The 21,286-nt window shown below is 38.7% G+C and carries 20 protein-coding genes and 1 pseudogene; 13 read left to right on the plus strand and 8 right to left on the minus strand.

Features of this window, described 5'->3' with window-relative positions:
* Window positions 1-311, plus strand: a 311-nt coding sequence (locus tag NFR61_RS05855) for an IS3 family transposase (RefSeq protein WP_251621634.1), incomplete at its 5' end; no start/stop codon positions are given.
* A 3-nt stretch (window positions 312-314) separates the two neighbouring features.
* Here NFR61_RS05855 and NFR61_RS05860 read toward each other — a convergent pair.
* The 3 genes and pseudogenes from NFR61_RS05860 to NFR61_RS05870 form a co-directional block, all read right to left on the minus strand.
* The gene (locus tag NFR61_RS05860; protein ID WP_251621635.1) at window positions 315-911 is read right to left on the minus strand and encodes a hypothetical protein; all 597 of its coding nucleotides are present in this window, start codon (window positions 909-911) and stop codon (window positions 315-317) included.
* A 234-nt stretch (window positions 912-1,145) separates the two neighbouring features.
* Window positions 1,146-1,310: pseudogene (locus tag NFR61_RS11185) on the minus strand (Arm DNA-binding domain-containing protein); the annotation flags it as partial.
* Between the two features lie 478 nt (window positions 1,311-1,788).
* Complete coding sequence (locus NFR61_RS05870) at window positions 1,789-3,459, minus strand: RNA-binding domain-containing protein (RefSeq protein ID WP_251621636.1); 1,671 nt, start codon at window positions 3,457-3,459, stop codon at window positions 1,789-1,791.
* A 1,088-nt stretch (window positions 3,460-4,547) separates the two neighbouring features.
* Between NFR61_RS05870 and NFR61_RS05875 the strand changes: the two genes are divergently transcribed.
* The 9 genes from NFR61_RS05875 to NFR61_RS05915 all read left to right on the plus strand — a co-directional run bounded on the left by NFR61_RS05875 (window position 4,548) and on the right by NFR61_RS05915 (window position 13,885).
* Window positions 4,548-5,945, plus strand: coding sequence for a hypothetical protein (locus NFR61_RS05875; RefSeq protein ID WP_251621637.1), 1,398 nt, complete (start codon window positions 4,548-4,550; stop codon window positions 5,943-5,945).
* A gap of 7 nt (window positions 5,946-5,952) precedes the next feature.
* Window positions 5,953-6,465 carry a hypothetical protein gene (locus tag NFR61_RS05880; protein WP_251621638.1) on the plus strand — a complete coding sequence of 171 codons (513 nt, stop codon included), beginning with the start codon at window positions 5,953-5,955 and terminating at the stop codon, window positions 6,463-6,465.
* 15 nt (window positions 6,466-6,480) lie between these two features.
* Window positions 6,481-7,425, plus strand: a complete 945-nt coding sequence (locus NFR61_RS05885; protein WP_277613060.1) for a DUF6175 family protein — start codon at window positions 6,481-6,483, stop codon at window positions 7,423-7,425.
* Between the two features lie 12 nt (window positions 7,426-7,437).
* Window positions 7,438-8,430 carry a hypothetical protein gene (locus tag NFR61_RS05890; RefSeq protein WP_251621647.1) on the plus strand — a complete coding sequence of 331 codons (993 nt, stop codon included), beginning with the start codon at window positions 7,438-7,440 and terminating at the stop codon, window positions 8,428-8,430.
* Window positions 8,431-8,443: 13 nt separating this feature from the next.
* On the plus strand, window positions 8,444-9,736 hold the full coding sequence (locus NFR61_RS05895) for a hypothetical protein (RefSeq protein ID WP_251621649.1): 1,293 nt from the start codon (window positions 8,444-8,446) through the stop codon (window positions 9,734-9,736).
* Window positions 9,737-9,762: 26 nt separating this feature from the next.
* Window positions 9,763-10,410, plus strand: coding sequence for a hypothetical protein (locus NFR61_RS05900; RefSeq protein ID WP_251621651.1), 648 nt, complete (start codon window positions 9,763-9,765; stop codon window positions 10,408-10,410).
* A 65-nt stretch (window positions 10,411-10,475) separates the two neighbouring features.
* Window positions 10,476-10,994: a hypothetical protein gene (locus NFR61_RS05905; protein ID WP_251621653.1), complete on the plus strand. Its 519-nt coding sequence runs from the start codon at window positions 10,476-10,478 to the stop codon at window positions 10,992-10,994.
* Between the two features lie 71 nt (window positions 10,995-11,065).
* Complete coding sequence (locus tag NFR61_RS05910; protein WP_251621655.1) at window positions 11,066-13,540, plus strand: BACON domain-containing protein; 2,475 nt, start codon at window positions 11,066-11,068, stop codon at window positions 13,538-13,540.
* 12 nt (window positions 13,541-13,552) lie between these two features.
* A complete protein-coding gene (locus NFR61_RS05915) occupies window positions 13,553-13,885 on the plus strand; it encodes a hypothetical protein (RefSeq protein WP_251621657.1) in 333 nt (110 codons plus the stop codon).
* A 131-nt stretch (window positions 13,886-14,016) separates the two neighbouring features.
* On the opposite strand, the gene NFR61_RS05920 is transcribed toward NFR61_RS05915, so the two are convergent.
* The gene (locus tag NFR61_RS05920; RefSeq protein ID WP_251621659.1) at window positions 14,017-15,225 is read right to left on the minus strand and encodes a site-specific integrase; all 1,209 of its coding nucleotides are present in this window, start codon (window positions 15,223-15,225) and stop codon (window positions 14,017-14,019) included.
* Between the two features lie 562 nt (window positions 15,226-15,787).
* On the opposite strand from NFR61_RS05920, the gene NFR61_RS05925 reads away from it, so the two are divergent.
* A complete protein-coding gene (locus tag NFR61_RS05925; protein ID WP_251621660.1) occupies window positions 15,788-16,270 on the plus strand; it encodes a HigA family addiction module antitoxin in 483 nt (160 codons plus the stop codon).
* A gap of 1 nt (window position 16,271) precedes the next feature.
* Window positions 16,272-16,934 carry a nucleotidyl transferase AbiEii/AbiGii toxin family protein gene (locus tag NFR61_RS05930; protein ID WP_251621661.1) on the plus strand — a complete coding sequence of 221 codons (663 nt, stop codon included), beginning with the start codon at window positions 16,272-16,274 and terminating at the stop codon, window positions 16,932-16,934.
* A gap of 202 nt (window positions 16,935-17,136) precedes the next feature.
* Here the strand turns inward: NFR61_RS05930 and NFR61_RS05935 are convergent, their stop codons facing one another.
* Together NFR61_RS05935 and NFR61_RS05940 are read right to left on the minus strand one after the other, a co-directional pair.
* The gene (locus NFR61_RS05935; RefSeq protein ID WP_251621662.1) at window positions 17,137-17,787 is read right to left on the minus strand and encodes a DUF6088 family protein; all 651 of its coding nucleotides are present in this window, start codon (window positions 17,785-17,787) and stop codon (window positions 17,137-17,139) included.
* Between the two features lie 330 nt (window positions 17,788-18,117).
* On the minus strand, window positions 18,118-18,684 hold the full coding sequence (locus tag NFR61_RS05940; RefSeq protein WP_251621663.1) for a hypothetical protein: 567 nt from the start codon (window positions 18,682-18,684) through the stop codon (window positions 18,118-18,120).
* 810 nt (window positions 18,685-19,494) lie between these two features.
* Between NFR61_RS05940 and NFR61_RS05945 the strand changes: the two genes are divergently transcribed.
* Window positions 19,495-19,773 carry a hypothetical protein gene (locus NFR61_RS05945; protein WP_251621664.1) on the plus strand — a complete coding sequence of 93 codons (279 nt, stop codon included), beginning with the start codon at window positions 19,495-19,497 and terminating at the stop codon, window positions 19,771-19,773.
* A gap of 326 nt (window positions 19,774-20,099) precedes the next feature.
* Here the strand turns inward: NFR61_RS05945 and NFR61_RS05950 are convergent, their stop codons facing one another.
* Both NFR61_RS05950 and NFR61_RS05955 read right to left on the minus strand, forming a co-directional pair.
* Window positions 20,100-20,705, minus strand: coding sequence for a hypothetical protein (locus tag NFR61_RS05950; RefSeq protein WP_251621666.1), 606 nt, complete (start codon window positions 20,703-20,705; stop codon window positions 20,100-20,102).
* Between the two features lie 14 nt (window positions 20,706-20,719).
* The gene (locus tag NFR61_RS05955; RefSeq protein WP_251621668.1) at window positions 20,720-21,175 is read right to left on the minus strand and encodes a hypothetical protein; all 456 of its coding nucleotides are present in this window, start codon (window positions 21,173-21,175) and stop codon (window positions 20,720-20,722) included.
* Between the last annotated feature and the right edge of the window lie 111 nt (window positions 21,176-21,286).

Raw genomic sequence — 21,286 nt, forward strand, 5'->3', positions numbered from 1 at the left:
GTCTTGATGGTCTCATACTCCACTCTGACCAAGGCTGGCAGTACCAGCACGCTGGCTATCGTAAACGATTGGAAGAGAGTCATATAATCCAAAGTATGTCACGAAAAGGAAATTGCCTTGACAACTCTATGATGGAGAACTTCTTTGGAATAATGAAATCTGAACTTCTGTATGCTGAGGAATTTGAGTCGCCGGAAGCCTTTATAAAGGCTTTAGATGAATATATTGATTATTACAACAATAAAAGAATTAAAGCCCGGTTAAAAGGAAAGAGCCCGGTACAATACCGAACTCTTTCTATTACTGGTTAATGTTTAACCCGTCCAACTTTTGGGGGGCACTTCAGCGGAGATAAAATCCTCTTTACTTTGACTATAAGTCGCCTCAACGTATGTCAACAAGCTGCAACCAAGTACGGACACAAAGACCTCCACCTGGCGGGGAGGTTCATTATACGGATAAATCCATAGTTTATCACCGCAATAATCGACGAACATCTTGTCGCCCGCCTTGTGTTCCATTCGCATTGAGGGATGGTTAATCTTGCGGTAACGCCGAATAGCTAAACGAAACTGGGTTAGACTGTAGCCGTCAGGATGGCTTGCCCGGTACTGCTCCCATTGACGGAAAGCTGTCATGCCCCTCTTGCTTAAAGCCTTGCAGATTTCAGGCATCAGACTATCCAACTCTTCCAAACGGGGATTGGACGTATCGAAACCTTCCCGCACACAGAACAGCTCATGAAGTTCCGAATCGCTCTTCTGTTGGAATATTTCATAGGACATTCCCAGGCTGTTCCAATTCTGGATATACTTTCTGACGGTGTTGCGGGAGGTGCGGGATAACGAAGCTATGGTCTTTAAACCGTGCTGTTCCTCGTACAAACGGATTATCGTTCTCAATTTGTTCATTTTAATGGGGTTATTGGACATGGTCTCCTGATTTAATTAGAAATTTGACACTAACTAAATCTTTTTATTCAAAACCCAGCGAACAAACAACTTTTTATGCTTCCACGAGGGGGGGGCAATTTGAAGCGTTTTTAGGTGGTCAACTTCGACCGTTTTTCTGTGGTCTGTTTGAACCGTTTTCCAAGGGGCACTTTCTTCCGTTTTTAAGGGGGCAAGTTTTCCGTTTTTTCCAGCTTGATTCCACAATTCGGCCGGAATGCTCCGCTTAATCATGATTTCCGCTTTCTGTTTATTTACCGTGAGGCGCATGCAGATGGGTGCCTCACCGTTTTTCAGCAGTTTCTGCCTCTTGATGTAGAACAAAACGCTGAATGTCGTACGTCTTTTTTCTTCTCCCATGTTTTCACTTTTTTTAATGGTACAAACTTAGCTCTGGATGCTCCGAAACTCGATACGCAAAACGTTGTAAAACAGAGAAAAAGGACGTAAATCGTTGGACTTTTTTTCGCCGGAGAAAGTCCAACGAATAAGCCTGTGGAAATTGCCCGATTGAGGGACTTTTTGCTTGGGTGAACAGTAAAAGAAAAAGTCCCAAGGTATTAAACCTCAGGACTTTTCTTGAATTTTCGTCTTTATTAAGCGGTGCGGACGGAAGTTGTTCCTAATCGTACCTAATATTTTAGACTACAATATTTTATCTTTTCAAAATTTCAACCTGTAACGAAATTGTAACGGAGTTTTGTCTCCTCATATCTCCCATTGACATCTCTATGTCTGCCATTTCTCGTTTACGAGGGTAAAAGTAGTTAATCCGCTTCAGAAAACCAAATAAAACGATGCTCCTTTAGAGTTTTGTACTCTGAAAAGTATTTTCTTATCAGCTCTTAGATTTGAAAAGATTTCCACCCACTTCTGTCAACTTGTATGTTTGTTTAGAACTTTTTGGTTTATCTGGATTTGTCATTGTAATGTATCCCAGTTGGATCAAAGGAGTAATAACTTTGCGTTTCAACTCATAAGTCGCTCTAAATCCGATAGCATCATTTAGGTTATTTGCAGATATAGTCTTACTTGCGAGAACACATAGTGTATCGATAGTGGCAGTAACCATTCTTACAATGTCTGCCGCTCCCTTTGACTTGTTCCACACTTGAACAAATATTTGTTCAAGTATATGTTCAAGTTCGCTCTTGTCTATTATAATGCTCTGATTAATAATATCTTTAACTTGTATGTATGTTTGTCCAAGTTCCTGTTCAAGTATCTTATCTTCCCCATTCGTAAATCCATTATGACAAGGTATGGTCATAAGGAAATAGGTCCTATCAGTATCTGTATCAATGACGGCAGGAGCAGAACCGTTCTGTTTCAGATGCTTTTGAATGGTAGGTATACCGGTGGCACGACCTTCGGATAAGTTTAACTCTTTCAAAAAATCACCCAATCTGCGATTACGATATTTTCTAGTCTTAAGTCTGCGTGCCTGCTTTATTGCTTCATCGCTAATTGAGCGATCCGGTCCTGCATGGCTGAGAATTTCAACTCTATTAGGCTCTATTGTGATTTCGACAGGTTCGTGTTCTTGATAATTACGATGATAGAACGCATTCACAACAGCCTCTTCAAATGCTTGATAGGGATAATTTATTATCTTGTCTGATTCAGCTTTCCCTGTTGGTTTGATTATCTTTTGTTGAATAACATTTGATTGCAAGTAGGATAGCGTTTCCTTGATGATAGATGGTATGGGACCAGTTATTTTTGGCTGTTCTATCATTAGGTCCGGATTTTCTTCACTACCTTCTGGGAATATTACAATCTCAGCTTGAGTAACAGGGAAAAACTTCTCGGGATGCTCGCAAAACATCATTGCGGCAACATTCTTAATCATTCTATCCTCACTTGGGCCAGTCAGGAGTTCCATCGCGTCAAGCGTGTCTAATAACCTTTTAGAATCAAACGACTCAGCCAGTTTACTCCCTATTTTCTTTAGGTGGTCATAAACAAGTACAGGTGATATGTCATCAATGGTTATATTCGCATTGCCTCGTTCATCGAACGGAGTATTATTGGCCATGTCAAACAGTTCTTGTAATATCTCGCCTTTCGCTTCAATGGTGGAAGATTTACTTCGTATATAATATTTAATGTTAGATACATGTTTGGCGACAACATTCTCTGTCACACTATATGGCCTATTGTTTCTTGCAGGTGCCCATATAGCGAGGATATGCTTGTCGTCAACTTCTGCGACTTCTACACGGGTAACATATGATGGTTTTATTTTTGCATCATAGCCAACCATCTCTTTTTGAATCTTATCTATTTCGTTTACAGATATTCCTTTTACAGGTCTTTTAGCAATGCCCTTTTCATCCTGTTCAACTCCCACTAATATATATCCACCTCCAATATTTTCAAAATCATTGGCAAAGGCACAGATAGTCCGATAAATATCTGAAGCATCCCACCCCCGTTTGAATTCGATTCTGTTGGACTCAACTTTTCTTTTGTTGAGCAGATCCTCAATATTTAATTGAAATGCCATAATTCTGAATAAACTGTTGATTTGCAAATATAGCAATTAATTACAATCTTTTTGTTTTTACTGCGTGTCCCTGTCCGGGAAGTTAACTTGAGCCGACTGGTGGGCTCCGTAACTTTCCGTCCTCCCACGAAATCATTGAAAAAGTCAGAATAACCCTCACGGGTTATTTCCGGCTTTTACAACAATTTCAACCTCCGCATTTTTACATACCAACCAACAACCAATTGTTGGTTGGTTACAACGTTGGGCCGGATATTGCAAGTATTCATACGTCATACATATATTGGACGGGATAGCTATCTGTTGGTACGTACCAACTTTAGTCCATTGCAACCAACCGTTCTTTGTTGGTGTGTATGGCAATAAAGGGGGGAAGGTTAGTTGTATCAATACCTTGAACAACTGGCAGTATCTGGCACGAGGTGGTAGCGGTTGGCACAGCTAAAAGGCGGATTCCGCATAGATTAAGTCACCTAATTTTGTCTCCAAGCGACAGAGCTGTCCAAGGAGTTCTTTGTTTCCGGTTGTCAGTCTGTTTTCAATCCGTTGCAAAGCGGATTTTTATTAGCATTTGCTAATAGCAAGGTATGTTTTCAGTTACTCAAACGGTTTTGAGTTACTCTGAAAACGCCTTGCTCTTTGCAGAGGGTAGGCTTCCTCTCCGGAGTCGGGAAATCTGATGAAAAATAGGAGTTTAAATTTTAGAAAAATGGTAGAAGTGTGTGACTTCTATATATTTAGATTGTATAGCTTCGATTGAGACGTTTGTATAAGAAACGAAATTTATCTATATTTGCCAAGTTCCGTGCGAATAAATTCGCATAGACAGACATATTTTTATATAAAAGCGTTTTTTGCTTTATCCCTACACTGAAATCTGGACAATTTCATACCAAAGGGAGAAGCGATACAGACGCTCATGCTTGCCGTATAGGAACCTTTCTATATCTGGTTTGGCGTGGGGTATCGTTTTGTTTTTGGTAAGGGAGTCCAGACCCTCAGTGTAGATAAAACGGAAAAATTCCCACGCTTTTTGCATTTTAACAAACTTGCCTTTTAGGGAATTAGAGGTGAAAAAAATCACATTTATGAAAACAGTAGTATTGTTGCTTGTAACTTTCGTGTTTTCCCAAATTTCTTTTGCGGAAAAGAACGAAGACAAAGGAAGCGATTATCGGCGGAGCTCCCTTTGTTTAATTATGCTTGACGAATCCAAGATGCCACACAGGGAAGTCATCAAGGAAGCCTTCCTGAGTTTGCCGATGCCAGACAAGTACAACGACCACAATACCTCCGTTCGGATGTTTTGCAAGGATACGATGCAGTTGACGACAGAAGACAATAAAGCTTTCAAGGAAGCGGAACGTGCTGGCGTGTTGGGCGAAAACCGAGCAAAACAAAAAAATTCGGGAGAAGACTCAGATAAGAATGCTGGAAAGAAGAAAGGTGGTTTCGGCAAAATGGTAGGCGGTTTGGGAAGATCTGCCGTAAGTGGTGCGACTGGCGGTTTAGTAAATGAGACTGCCAATTCCGAATATGCTGCTTCTGCCTATAAGTTTTTGCAACAACAAAATATGGCAAAACAACTCTTCAACCGGTGGTTTAGAACCCAAGACAGTAGTTTTTCCATGAATTTGGTGCAGGAGCGCGGTATGTATGATGCCTCTGCCATTGACATTGAGAATGCAAAAAGTTCCGCTCGTGGAATGGCTTTGCTTGCGGATGCCGGAGAAGAGTTGATTAATAATACTTTCGTGGTGGTGACCCGCTTCCACTATTTGAGCAAAGACGAACTCGTTGCCCAAATAGATGCGACAGCCCAAGCGGTAGCCAACCAATTGGGAAGTTATGCTGCTTTGGGAGCAAAAGCTGGAACTTTAGCTTTGAAAGCCTCTTTGGGTGCCGGTTATTACGTACAAAGCACCTCTTACCTGTTTCAGTTGAATTGGAACGACTCCATTGCGGGGATATTTTATAATCAATTGTGGGATAATCCGGAAGCCTACGAGCAATCCGACATTTTCAGCCTCAAATACATTGGATCAGAAAAAGCCTGGGCAAATGTGAAGGCAGGCATTTTTACCGATAAATCAGAAAGTGAACTGATTCGCATAGCTACCATTAATGCAACGGATGCAGCATTGGCCAAACTGGAAAAGAAATACGAAGTATTCAAAACGAAAACCCCTATGATTGTTTCCGGAGACGAGAAAGCCCCGGTCATCACGGCTAAAATCGGTATGAAGGAAGGCCTGGAAGCGGGAGACAAATTCGAGGTATTGGAGAAAATCTTTGACCCGGAAACTCAACGTACCAGCTACAAGAGGAAAGGCGTGGTAAAGGTATCGAAAGACCAAATTTGGGACAACCGTTTTATGGCGGGCGAAGAAAGGGCGCTTGAAGGCAAGACTCAGGATTTTGAAGAAACTCGATTCGAGGGGAAAGGCAACTATTACACTGGTATGTTATTGCGTCAGATTAAATAATCAACAAATGAAAACATTTTTATCACTTATACTGATATTACTCATTCCCGCATTCTGCTTTTCGCAAAAGCAGAAAATCAAGAAAGCCAATCAGGATACGGAAACTTGGCGTTATGAACTGGAAACCTTGGAAACGGGAGCTTCCGGAACCTGCCTGGTTAAAGTGTGGAGCTACTCCAAGAAACCGGTAGTGGCAGTTTCCCAGGCTCGCAAGAATGCCGTGCACGGTGCCATATTCAAAGGGCTTCCGTCTCAGGGCAGAATTCCCGGCAAACGACCTTTAGTGGCAAATGCTTCGATAGAAAACGAACATGCCGATTTCTTTCAGAAATTTTTTGCCGACGGGGGGGATTTCATGCGCTACGTAGTGCTTTCTAATCATGGAGCAATACAGGCGGGAGATGTAGTGAAAATAGGCAAAGAATACAAAGTGGGCATGAACGTGACGATTAATTACAACGATTTACGCAAAGCCTTGGAAGAAGCGGGAATTGTAAAAAAATTAGGTGCTGGATTTTAATCTAAAACGAAAGACATGAAGAAGACATTTATTTTATTGTTATTGATCTGTGTTGTGACTTCGGTTTTTTCTCAAGCTAAAAAACCAACCTTAATGATTGTACCAAGCGATGTGTGGTGTAACCAAAACGGTTACACCACACAGTACGATAATATGGGAACACCGATGACGGTGCCCGATTATAAAAAAGCTCTCCAGACCAACCCGGACCTGTTGTTGGCAATTAGCAAAATAGGAGAAATGATGCAGGAACGGGGTTTTCCGCTGAAAGATTTGGGTAGCAGTCTGAAAAACCTGGAAACAGAAGCCGCCGAAGAAAGCGTGACGGCAATGGACCAGGGAGGTATCGCAGAATCACCAGTGGATAAACTGCGAAAAGTGGCAAAAGCTGACATCTGGTTGCAATTGACGTGGAACGTAAACTCCATAGGCCCCAAAAAGTCTCTGACCTTTAATTTGCAGGGACTGGATGCCTATACCGACAAACAGATTGCAGCCTCCTCTGGCACGGGCAATCCCTCTTTTAGTGCGGAACTGGCTGTTCTTCTAGAAGAAGCAATCTTGTCGCATATCGACCAGTTTAATAACCAGTTGCAGACCTATTTTGACGACCTATTTGCCAACGGACGCGAAGTGTCGCTGGAATGCAAGCGTACGAATGACTCAGACGTGAATTTTGAATCGGAATTCGATGACAATGAACTCAGTTATATCATTGAAGATTGGGTAAGTGCCAATACCCAGGAAGGACGTTTTAACACCTCAGACGTTTCAGAAAACCGGGTAAGATTTGAGCAGGTTCGTATCCCGCTGTTTTTGGCAAATGGTCGTGCTTTGGATACCCGCACGTGGGCGCGCGGCTTGCAAAAAGAATTGCGAAGTAAATACAATATCAAAGCTAAAGTTTCCACTAAAGGACTGGGACAGGCCTATATCATCATTGAAGGCACGGTGCTCTAATCTTGAATGACTATGAAAAAGATTCTTTTGGTAATTTGGATATTTTGCAGTTTGCCGTGGAACGGCATCGGGCAAAAAGTGTTGTCCTCCAAAGATATGGTTGCTATTACGCCGGCGGTTACATCTGAATTGGCATTGCCCGAATACGCTCGGAAAGCCTTGTATCAGAAATTAATTCAGGTTGTTACGCAGAATGGCTTCGGAAGTACTTCCGGAGAATTGTTCCTGACCGCCAATGTAATTGTCACCGACAAGCAGGTAACTGCCACGGTTCCTGCACAATTCGTGATAAACCTTGAAGTGTCGTTTTATCTATTGAATTTGCAAGAAAAAGTCATTCTTGCAGAAATGGCGTTGCCGCTCAAAGGTATCGACAAGACCGAAAACAGGGCCATATCACAGGCTATCAATAATCTGAATCCCCGCAATCCGACAGTCCGCAACTTTATGAATCAGTGTCGCACCAAGGTAATAGATTACTATACCACTCGTATTCCGGCACTTTTAGCAAAAGCCCGTTCGTTGGCTGACCGGACAGATTATGCGGAAGCCTTGGCGGTTCTTGCTGCTGTGCCTGAAAGTGTGGACGAATATTCTGCCGTTGCCGACCTGATGGTCAGCATCTATGTTCAGGAAATAGATAAGAAAGCTGCGATAGCCATTCAGGAAGCTAATGCCCAATTGGCTGCCCAGGATTGCATTGCCGCCTTGAATGCCTTATTGACCGTCGATGCATCAAGTACCCATTTCGACAAAGCGACCAAGATGATAGCATCTATAAAACAACAATTGGATGCGAAAGCCAAGGCGGAGGCAGAAGCGGAACTGGCAAAATACGAAGCGGAATTGGCAGCTCGGCAGAAAGCGCACGATGATGAAGTCATGCTTGAGAAGATGAGGATAGAAGCCGCTAAAGAGGAAGCCGTTGCCCGCAGTCAATCCTCTGCGAACAGCGAAATGGTGGATAAACTTTTGGCGGCATGGTTTTTAGAACAATTCAAATAATTCATACACGAATATGATGAAACATTGGATGAAATTCTTAATCTTGTTCTTTATTCTTTCCATGCCTTGCATGGCAAAGATTAAAGTCACACAGAAAAGCGCCAAGAAACCGCCTGTATGGGTGAATACAACCCAGCCGGACTATATCATCACTTCTGCTATTGAAGGGGATATTGAAAGGGCGAAAAACGTCTGCATTGACCAGGTGCGCAAATACATCATTGATGCTGTGGCGCAGAACGTGAAGTCGACCAGTGAGAACGATATCACTCAAGAAACTGTCAACAATGAAATCACCCGTTTTCTGGACAAATACCATTATTCGTCCCAGACCCAGTCTGCTAACCTGCCCTATCTGACAGGCATATCCGCTTCCAAGGTCGAAGATAGCTATTGGGAGAAAAGAGAAGATTCCGATACAAAGGAAGTGTCATTCCTTTACTGCATCAAATACCCTTTCCCTCGATTGGAATTAAAAAAGCTGGTACATGAATTTACGAAGAAAGATGCTGAAATGAATAACAGGCTCGCTTCTTTGGAGAAAGCCTACCAGCATATTCATTCTGTCGAACAAATTGGAGAGGCGGTATCCGCTTTGACAGGACTTGCCGACTACTTTTTTGATGATATCCGCAAAAAAAGTGCCCAGCGATTGCAACAGAACTATCGAAAACTATATAAGCAAATTGGTATCCGTGAAATAGCCAATGAACTCGGAGATTACACCTTTGCGCTTGTGTTGAGAGGCAAGCCTATCACAGCTTCACCGCTTCCAGTTCTGAAATCGGAAACGCTGACCCAGTTAAGAGCCGAACAGCAAGACAGCATCTGGCGAGTGCGATACAACTATGAAACCTGCTCTGCTTCAGAAGAAAATTCGGGGATAATAGGCTTCCGGTTTGGTGGATATCCTTTAAATCATCGGTTTTATGTGGATGTAGAGCAAAAGAGCATCCATTTAGCTCCTATGAAAGAGGTCTACTTGACCGCTACCCGGCGGGATTCGCTGCTTTCCGGAATAACAGTGCGAATGAACTTGAATGTTGGAAAGGCACAGCAGCTGAAAATATATGCAATAACCTTGGATGTGCCTGGCTTAGACAAGCCATTGTTTATCGATAACCTAGGATTGAGCGTTACAGGCAGTGGCATGCAGACTTTACAGACCACTTTTGGAGGAACTGCTCTCTTGCTCAAAGCCCAGAACTATCGGAGCAACCTTTTGAAAGGACACCTTGAGGTATTGGACGAGAAGAACAATATACACCGAGTGGACTTCTCGCTTCCGTTTAAAGCTAATTGGTAAACAATAACTTTATAAAAATAAATAATATGAAAACAATGAATCGAGTATTAATCAGCGTAGTATTAGTAGTATTGGCATTTACGGCTTCTAATGCGCAGTCAAGTGCCAAGGCTTTGAAAAAAGACCTGAAAGCCAAAGTGGAAAAAGATTGCCGTAAAACCGCCAAGCAATTGGAAAAAGAGGGCTGGAAAGTGATGCCCGGCAAATTGCCTTTGGAACGGCAAATTCAGGACAGTCGCTATGCAGAACTGGATACGGACAACAATGGCGAAAAACTTTACCTAACCGCTACCCACAAATCTGTTGGCGGAAACTACTCGGCGGCCAAGAAGATTGCCGATGACCGTGCGGCATCAGAATTGGCGGAACACATCAGCAAAACAATTTCAGAAATGATAAAAGGGAAGTTGTCCAGCACGGACTACGGAGACGGTGACATCGAAACCATCGATGAATTCATTTCAGCCAATAAGAACCTAGTTTCCGTTTCTTTGGAAAGCGTATTCCCCGTTTTGGAAATCTACCGTGAAAAAGACAACAAGGTGGAAGTGCAGGTTATGGTTAAAACCAATGCAGCCAAAGCCTTGAAAGTAGCCAAAAAAGCTTACAAGGATAAACTTTACCAGCAGTCTGCCGAACTGGCAAAGGATTTGGACGAGTTGTTGCCCTATTGAATCAAGAAACATAAACGGAGAAATCGAAAATCCGAAAAAGAGTTGAATAATTTTAATTTACTAATATGAAAAAACTAATTTATCTGTTTGTTGCTGTGGTGTTTGCTACTCAGGCATTCGCTCAAAACTTTGATGCAATCAAGAAATCAAAAGAAAGAATGGAAAAACTATTTAGTTTGGAAGTTCCAAAACCCTGTGGTTTATCAAAAGTTGATGATTTAACCAATGAGTCAGAAAAAATTGTACAATCGTTAAAAACCAATTCATTACTTTTATATAAGTATTATTATAGTGTAGCCGGGAAAACAGAATTGGGAGAAGATTATACAGAGGGTATTATTCCGACTCCAGCCGAATTAACGACTCTTTCTCAAGCAATAAAAGAAGAACCTGCAGCAATAAAAAAAGTAAGTAGCTTACTTCCAGAGGCGACTAAAGAAATGAAAACAATAAAGAATCCTATGAAATTAAAGGCTGTTAATAAATCCTTGAAATATTCACAGGAAGTGATTACTTTGGCAACGGAGGAACACACTGCACAATTTGAGTTAATTATCGAATTAGTAGGGAAAGTAACGAAATAAGTTGAAGATAAAGCATGGTTGTTTATACAAACAACCATGCTTTTTATCATTATTTGAAAGTGAATATTAATATGAAAAGATTGCTTTATCTCTTGTTCTTGTTGTTAACCATAAGTTGTAGCAGAAATGATGATGTGAGTGATAGGGATACTTCTACAAATATTTGTTTGGAACTTTCTCAAACAGAATTAACCTTTGAGGCAGAGGGTGGAGTACAAAGTTTTTGGATTTCTGCATATACTGCCGATAAACATGAAAATGTAGAATGGACAATTGTGAATGAATGCACATGGTGTGGAACGGATATAACACTTGGTTATGGGGAACGGACGGTATCTGTTACTGTAAATGCTTACTCTGAAACAGAAGATCGAAATGCCAATCTACTCATTAAGGCAGGAGGAGAGACGAAAGTCGTGACGATTAATCAAAAACATGTCAATGCGATTATTTTGAGTAAAGATAAATTTGAAGTTCCTCAAGAAGGTGGTAATATAGAAGTTGAAGTAAAAAGCAATATAGACTACGAAGTAATTATACCTGTTCAATTTCAGAAATGGATAAAAGAAACTCCAAAGTCAAAAGCAATGACAACCCGAAACTTCAATTTTGAAGTTCTGGAAAACACGACATATGAAACACGGGAAGGATATGTTGTATTCCAAGGAAATACATTAAAGGATACTGTCCATATTCATCAACTGGCAGGAACAAATACCTTGATTTTGAGCCAATCTATTTATGATATATCATCAGAAGGGGCTACTATTGAAGTTGAATTAAAATCCAATATTGATTACAATATTATTATTCCCAAAGCTGCTTTGGAGTGGATTAGCAACATCCCCACAAGAACGGAACGGACAGATAAAATATGTTTGAAAATAGAAAAAAACACCACTTATGACGACCGTGCTGCTGAAATTATTATAGAAGACCGAAATTCCACTTTAAGCGAAGTTTTGCGCATAAACCAATATGCTGAAAATACGATTCTTTTATCTTGCAAAAGTTACAGAATACCAGCCAAAGGGAATCAAATCTCCGTGGAGGTAAAAAGCAATATGGAATATGATGTTCTTGTTGGAGAGGACGCATCTGCTTGGATTCAAGAGATTCCGCCATCCAGAGGTTTGTCAACGAATGTATTGACTCTCAATATTTCAGAAAATACAACTGCAAATACCCGCTCTGCTGAAATTCTGATAAAATCAAAAAGTAACGAATTGTCTGATACGCTTCGAGTAAGTCAATTAGCACAGGGTGAAATTGCAATATACGTTGGTGATATTATTTTTAGGACAGAACAGGATTTAATAGATTTCAGCAGTGCTGGATATACAAAAGTACAAGGAAATGTTTGGGTGCAAGGATTAGCCATACATTCATTAAAGAAGCTGGATAACCTGCTGACTGAAATTGACGGTTCGTTAAATCTTGGAGGTGGAGGTTTTGTTACATTAGATGGATTACGAAATTTAGAAAAAGTTTCTGGTGATTTAATTGTTGGGGCTTCATTCCTTAAATCTTTAGAAGGATTGGAAAAACTGAATCTCGTAGGAGGAGTGTTGGATATTGCAGTTAGTAATAGTGGCTTGGAATCTTTCGAAGGGTTAGAGAGTTTGCAAAGAGTTGGAAGTCTTAACATTTATATTACAGAAGCATACATTTCATTCTTGACATCTTTTAAAGGATTTTCTAAATTGCAACGTATAGAAGAAAACTTTGAATTGACTATTCAAGGGATGCCGACGACTACTGTTGGGGCGACTTATTATTTAGCATTAAAATCTTTTGAAGGATTGGAGAATCTTCAAACGATAGGTGGTAATTTTAAAATTACTGCAAATTATGTTTCATTGTCTTCGCTAACTTCCTTTAAAGGACTTGATGGCTTGAAAACTATTGGTGGCAGCTTTGAGTTAAATGTTTATTCTATCTCTACGTTCAATGTTTCTTCTCTAACTGGATTGGAGTCTTTTAAAGGTTTGGAAAATCTTGAAAGCATAGGTGGCAATTTTAAAATTACAGCTAGTGGTTCTTCGCTCAATTCTTTGGATTCTTTTAAAGGATTAAGTGGTTTGCAAAGTATTGGTGGTAATTTTGAATTAGCTTCTTTAGCGTCGAAAGGAGAGGTTGCTTTGGCTTCTTTAAAATCTTTCAAGGGGTTAGAGAATCTCCAAACTATAAGTGGCAATCTTAAAATCTCAGGTTATTCGCTTTTTTCTGATGAATCTTCTAATTTGACATCTTTCACTTCTTTTAGTGGTTTGGAAAATCTCGAAAATATTGGTGAAAAAAAATTAGAGATTAGTTATTTGGATGCCTTAAATAATATTGATGCTCTTCATAACATTAAAGCATTGAATGATATTTCAATAACAGGGTGTAGTAATTTATACGATTTTTGCGCACTTAAAAACGCGATACAAAATATGAATAGTGAGGGTAAATGTAAGATCACTTTTAACGGTTATAATCCTACAAAAGAGCAACTTTTAAACGGAGAATGCTCTAAACCGATAGAACAAGGATATGAAGAATAAAATCATTTGGATATGAAAAGATACACTTTAAACAAAAAAGAAATATTGTCTGTCATTCAGAAATCGGATGACAGTCTGTTAGGAAAAAAGGAGTTGGAAGCAAAAGAAATAGAATTGACGATACATACAGGGAACTATAATCGTCGGGTAAAATACAATGAAAAAGATTTTGATGTTCTTGTCGTTAGTCTTGACGATAATGGTCATACAAGATACTTTGCTATTCCTGCATCGGCATTACCCGACAATGATTCCATACATTTGATATATGCCCCTGTATCGAAAGAAGTTGGCTGGTCTCCCCGATCACTTCAAAATGTAGTTGAAATAACTTCCATAAAATGACTTAGTTAAGAAAAACTTCTTGGATTATCCTAAAGAATCGGGGACTTTCTATAACGGGAGTAATGATTTACAAATCATTACTCCTGTCTTTACTCTTTTATAAAGATTATTATACCGAAAGAAATAAGAATTTATACCGCATTCTCCAACGCCGTCTCCACCAACTTCATTTCCTCCTTCACCTTGGAATTTAGGATGCGGGCATAAATCTGGGTAGTGGTGATTTTTGTATGCCCCAGCATTTTGCTCACGCTTTCCATGCTCACGCCTTTGCTCAAAGTAATGGTCGTTGCGAAGGTGTGCCGGGCAAGGTGGTAGCTCAAGTTCTTCTGAATCCCGCACAGGTCGGCTATCTCTTTGAGGTAGGCATTTACTTTCTGGTTGCTTGAAATCGGGATGAGGGCATCGTCAGGGAGAACATATCCCTTGTATTTTTCAATGATGCTTTCCGGAATTTTCAACAAGGGCACCTCCACCAGCGTATCGGTTTTCTGCCGTCGTGTCCGTATCCATTTTTCCCCGTTGATTGTGACGATGTTCGCTTTCTTTAAATGGCACACGTCCACGTATGCCAATCCGGTATAACAGGCAAAGATGAAGGCATCCCTTGCTTTCTCCAGTCGTGCAACCTTCAATTCCTTGTTCCAGATTGCATCCACTTCCGCCTGCGTCAGATAACCCCTGTCCACCTTTTGGCTTCCGATGACGAAATGCTCAAAAGGGTCGGTCTTTATCCAGTTGTTCCTCCTGGCAATCAGGATAACCGAATGAAAACGCTGCAGGAACTTGGCTCTTGTGTTCTTTCCGTAGTCGTGCGTTTGTATGAGATAATTCTCAAAGTCCACAACGAATATGTTCTTGATATCCCGAAGGGGAATGTCCGACAGGTTATATCTGCTTTTCATAAATTCCTTTAATCTCCGATAGGTAATATCGTATTTGTCGTAGGTAGCCTGTGCCATTCCTTTCCCGACGATATTCTTGAGATTGTCCAGGTGTCTTCCGAAGAGTTGCATCAACGTGTTTCCCTTGTCCGTGACACCGAGAAATGAATCCCGGACTTTCTCCGGTGTAGGTGCTTCTTCACAGGCGATTTCATGGAAATGATGCTGAAGGGTGTATTTGATGTTCTCCAACAGGGTATTGAACATCTTTACCTGCTTACCACTGCCATCCGCCCTCTGTTTCTTGGAATTCCAGCATTGTGGCTCAATGTCCAGTTTCGAGTTGAACTGCACCATTCTACCGTCGATAGTCACCCGAATCATAATGGGAGCCTTCTTGTCCCTGTTGAGATAGTTTCTTCTGATGTAGAAAAGAATCTTAAACGTACTGCTCATAATTTGTTCTTTTAATATCCTTTGGTAAACGAGGGGGCAAAGGAAGGATTAATATTCAAAATCGGGGCAGACATTTGAGAGACAAACGATGACAAATCAGAGACTTAATCAGAAAATCGTTACAATTTTCTCCTTTGATTTTTCTGTAACGAATCGGTAACGAAATTTTGTCTTTCAGTGGCTTTTTTGTGACCTTTGGGTGTCACCTCCGGAAAAGAAAAAAGCACGTAATTCTTTGAATATTACGTGCTTTGTCCGCTTTTGTCAACGTATTGTCTTGACTCTCAGCGGTGCGGACGGAACTTGAATACACTTCATAATCCTTTCGTCACCAATATTTTAATCAAACAAGATTTTTAAAGTCCAACGTTTAATCCGTGTGTAGATTTCGCTGTTTTACTCGGCTTTGGAAATAAGTCTAAGAACACACTTCAAAGATACTTATTCCCTTTATAAGAAGCAAATATTGTCGGAAAATTAAATAAGATACATAAATACCAAAATAAAGCAGTATGAATGTAAACAAATTTGTTTGCATTTCGTATATTTGCAACGTATGACTATGAAACAGAGAATAGAAATATTGAAAGGTATTCATCCGGGTAAGATTATCGCTCGTGAGTTACAAAAACGCGGCATAAGTCAGCGTACTTTTGCTACATCCATCGGTGAGCATAGTCAGACGCTTAATGCCGTAATAACGGGACGTCGCCATCTGACAACCGAAATGGCTGTAAAAATTGAGCAATCGTTGGGGTATGAGGAATGCTTTCTGTTGATATTGCAGGCTTATTATGAAACTGCCGAGTGTAAAAAGCGTCTTGCGGCACAGTTGATAATTGGCGTGCCGAATGTTCGCCGATCTCTGTTTTGGGATACGGACTTCGATACTATTGACTGGACATTGTATAAAGAAGCTGCCATACAACGTATTTGCGAATACGGAAACGATATGGAAAAAGCGGAGATTGCGCAATACTACCATATTCCGATGTCTGAACTTAACAGATACAGACCAAAGAATTCATACCGAATAAAGAAATAATATGACAACCAATAGCCTGCATTACGAGACTGTTTCACCGATGCTGAAGGATATCCTTTGCGAACTGATGGAGAATGAATTGTTTTCTCCGTTTCGATTGGTTGGAGGAACAAATTTAAGTTTGCGATATGGACATCGCAAGTCTGTCGATATAGATTTATTTACAGATGCAGAGTATGGCAGTCTTGATTTCGTGGTCTTTGAAAATTGGTTGAAGTTGCGGTTTCCCTATTACGATAGTCCAAACAAAACATCAATAGTAGGGTTTGGTCGCAGTTATTATATTGGAGCATCTGCTAATGATTGTATAAAATTGGACCTGATGTATACCGATCCGTTTTTAGAGACTATAGAGATGATTGACGGGATTCGCCTTGCGGATGTCAGGGATATTATCGCAATGAAAATGAATGTGGTGTTACGTGGTGGTCGCAAAAAGGATTTTTGGGATTTGCATTTGCTTCTTGACAAATATACATTGCCAGAGATGTTTGCCATTCATGCTGCGCGACATAAATGGGAACATGATGATGCCGAATTATTAAATCAGTGGACGAATTTCAATATGGCAGACAAAGATTTTGATCCGATATGTCTGCTCAGCAAGAATTGGGATGATATAAAACTTGATATCATAGATGCTGCAGAAGGGATCAACACCTAACAAAGTTGTTGAACAAATTTGCGCTGTTTTGCTGAATAAAATTGAGGGACTTTGCTGAATTAATTTGGGGTGTTTTGCAGAAACAATTGTACCGGCTCGAAAAAGTATATACGGAAAAAATTTTTAGTTAAACATTTTTCTAGAGTAGACAATCGCGATATTTTTGTCTGATTTCATTTTTCCAAAGTAGACTTATTTTATATTATTGTTGTGCTGCCAATGCTTCATTGTTTGACTTTATGATGGGTTTAATAATGGTTTGAATCCATGCGGGGGCAAGCAGGATGTCTTCACAGAATGTATGGCTGTCGTTTGCCTTTGTTATACATGCGGACAAAGCCGATTTCGTTTGTTCGGTGATATTTGCTTCACCCAATTCTTTCAAAGCTTGTACAATTAATGGGATTGTTTTTCCTTTATAGGCAAAATTTCTTGGTACAGCATGCTTAAACTTGGTGGCTCTTTTCCCGATTTTAATGGTTCGTGATGAACCGGTAGTGAGAAAGGAAACCACCATAGGCACCTGTGTTGATAATCCCAATATGTTAGCAGCAGTACTTCTTGTTGGCATAATTTCCACATGATTCCTTTCTGCAATTTCTTTGGCGATGGCTTCCATTGGGGGAGGCACCTCTCCGAATCGGGAATGCATGGGTTTTAAGTATACTCCATGAGAAAGATGTGGTACCAGTCCTTGCATACGAGCTTGTAGTAAAATCTTTCTTATCGTTTCCACAGAACCATATTCTGTAAAATCGCCAAGGAAGGAGATTGAGTGTTCAGAACTCTCCTGCAAATATTTAAATATGGCCTGTTTTATATTACGTCTCTGGTTTTTAATATATGTTAACACCGAATTATTTCAAAAATTCCGGTATTTAGGGTTTTCGTTGGTACAATCACCTGCAAAAACATATCAATAATTTTGCTAAATGTTGTGTATAAATAGAGTTTAATTCTCTAACATAATTTTATTTTGTGTTTCTGGGGCGTAATAATTTGTACTATCTTAAAAAAAGTAATTAGCAAACTAAGAGCAGTAATCTCTTTGCTGGAGATACATATAACTTTTTCTTTTTGTTTTCCAAGTGTAATATCGTACAATAAATACTAAATAATCTATTAATTAGCAAGTGGAATAGCATGAGTATAATCATAACTAACAGGATATGAACTATACGTTTTACTCAATTAAAGTTCCCCATTTACGATTTTGATTAAGATACCTTTCTTTTAAGTTAGATTTAAATTTACACCCATTTGTTTTTTCATCAATTAAGACAGAGTGAGGGACAAAATCATTCAAGGAAATAGTAAAATGTTCTTTGGCTGATATTATTCCATATTCAAAAGCCTTGTCAAAGAATGTTGCTATACTATTATTAATTTCCGATATACTGCTTTCTTCTTCAGAAAATGTTCTTGATATAAATGGAATATCGTTGGCAAGATCCAATAGTGTTGCATTTTCCAAGTCAGATAGAGTCGAGTTGTTGTGAAACGCAATTATAGAGCAGATTTTAATTAAACTTTTTGAGAATTTACTGTTGAAATTCAAATATTTATCTGAGAAAAATATTTTATCTTGATATGGAACAGGAAATTCTACTACTTTTGGGAAGTCATAAAATCTTTGTTTAAGAGCATTTCTCAGGCAACTTATAATGTTATCTAAGTTATAATTATAAATATCTGTGTTATTGGTCTTATTATCTGTTGCTGATTTTATGTGTAAAACTTCAGAAACCAAGGGGAAGTTTTTTAACACATTTACAGGGCAAATTTATACAAAAACATATACATTATATACAGTTTTATAGTGAATGATATTTTTCCCTTGTTTCTTCAGCCAATTTATTTTATTACTTTCGTATTGTTTGAACTTGTTGACATATTTCATTAGCTTCATAACCTTAGACGATAGAGAGAACGATAATCTGGATTTTGATAATGCCTTAATTTATTAGAATTGTATAATATTGCATGATGATTTTGACTCTCGAAAGTGTCAATTTTGGGGGTAAGTCATATTATAGGTGAGGGGTAGATTTTGTAGAAAGAAATGTAGGATATTGATGGTTATAATTATAAATCAGGAATAAGAAATGGAATATTTGAAAAATGATATGATTAATAGAATATCGTATAGTGGAGTGTATCAGTGTATAAAAATATAAGTGTAGATTATAATGCAGGTTTGTTTTTTGTATATAAATACACAAGATATTTAAGTTTTTTCCTGATGGTAAAGTTATATAGATCGGATAGAAGGACAAAAAATGATGATGATAATTATAATGAAATCTATAATTTACTTGAAGATGGTGATACAAAAATTGAGGTTCAAAATGTAGAATGAAATAAAAACTTAATTCGTTTTACAATAGGAAGGATTGACTGTATATGTGGTCCTTCAATTCTTTCAGAATTAATAAATCCTAAAAATAATTATACACAAATCATTGTGAATTATACTAATAATCAAAAAGAGGAAACTGATATATATGTACATATCATGTGATTTTGAAAGACTTTATCCAAATCAAATTAAATAAAATATATGGAAAATGATTTAGAAAAATTAAGCAAAAATCTAAAGAATAATATAATTTTATTAGTCTCACTTATTACGAATGAATTAGGTTATAATCCTTATAAAGAGCTTGATAAATTATTAACGATTATAAATCAAAAAAATTATAAACATTTTTTTTCAATACATAAAAAAATGAAAGAATTATCCATCCTTTTATATGATAGGCGTTTATATAATAATGAAATTGAGGATGTTTTAAAGAATATAGAGATTCTTTTAAAGAATTTTCCGGAAAAGATTTAATAGAAATACTCTATATTTTGCAGAAGAATAATTTTTTCAGAAGGTGAACGGTGGGTACAGCGTTATATGCTTGAATAGCCAATGGAATTTAATAGACGTATGTCGCTTTTGAGCGGCGGATTAATTAAACAATATCATGTCTAATTGAATGAGATGTATATTTTTTCTATGTCTTGGAATTCTATTCTCTTGTTGTGCTTTCCCGCAGGAAAATAGACAGAATTATAATTTTTTAATGTTGGCATGACCTTTCTTTCTGTATAATAATCCTTAAAAAAATAAAGACGGGAATAATGATTTGTGAATTATTACTCCCGTCCTGTCATTTAATTATCGGTCAGTGCGGCAAGAAAGTTTCCTATTCTTTGGGATAATCTAAGAAGGTCTTCTTGACAAATGCGAAAAGCAGAACCTTTGGGCGTGGATAAAGTGTAATCACTTTGGGGAGACAGAATATCATCCGTTATCCAAGTCCGTTTATTGATAAAAGGCGTGATTTCCTCTGAGTTGGTAAATGGTTCCCGAGGTGTGTAAGTTGTAATCCCGATTTCTTTCCGTTTCACTTTATTGGGTTTCCGGGTCGCTATTGTCCCTCTTTCCACAAATTGCTCCGACTGGAATAGAAATGACCGGAGTGTAAGATATAATCTTATAAGTTCTTCTCCTGATATTTCCGTAATTGAATCGTTACCGACAAACAGCGAGTAGTCAGTTTCAAATTTCCGGTCGAGAAAATCATAAAAGGTATCCTTATAAATGAGTATTTGTTTTTGTGAGAGCGAGTCAGATTCTCCCGATAAGGCAGCGTTGGGAATCTCTTTTTCTTTGGACAGGAACTCCTGTATAAAATGGTTTAATATTTCCAGTTCTTTCACGGAAATCCCATGGATATATTCCCGTCCGATTTGTATGGATTGTTTGTTCTCTTTCATAGTCTTTTAGTGATCTAATAGTTTTTTTCATTCAACAGTCTTATTGCTTTTTCATATACAGAGGTGTGAATATTCAAAAAATCAAGAAATATTCGTTGATAGGCGGGACTTTCTTTACTCCATTCCCTGTCGGCAATTTCTGGTAAATCTAAAATCATTTCCAGCTTTTCAATTTCTAACCATTGATTCAGTTGGGGATGGTTATAGTGTTTTATTTCTTCCATGAGAGATACCAGGTGGGCAAGTTTGCACTTATAACTACGGGAAGTTGCAACTTCTATTTCTTTGCTTTCTATATTACGGTTCTCCAGAATCGTAAATAATTCAGAACAAAATAATTGAGTCAGCCTGTGATAGATTTCTGCCTTTTCTTCTTTATCCTTAATGATAAAGCTATTTTCTGGTGAAGATTTATTTTTTTCATTGGATATAATTCGCTTCTTCTTTGGCGTCGGCTGATTAGTTTTCATTGTATTAGTTTTAAAAGTTTATACACGATAAATGAACTTATTTTATGATGTGCCATATCGCATATTTTAACATATCATGTCATATATGATATAAAACAAACCATATGCTCT

The organism is Odoribacter lunatus, assembly GCF_943193135.1.
GTDB lineage: Bacteria > Bacteroidota > Bacteroidia > Bacteroidales > Marinifilaceae > Culturomica > Culturomica lunata.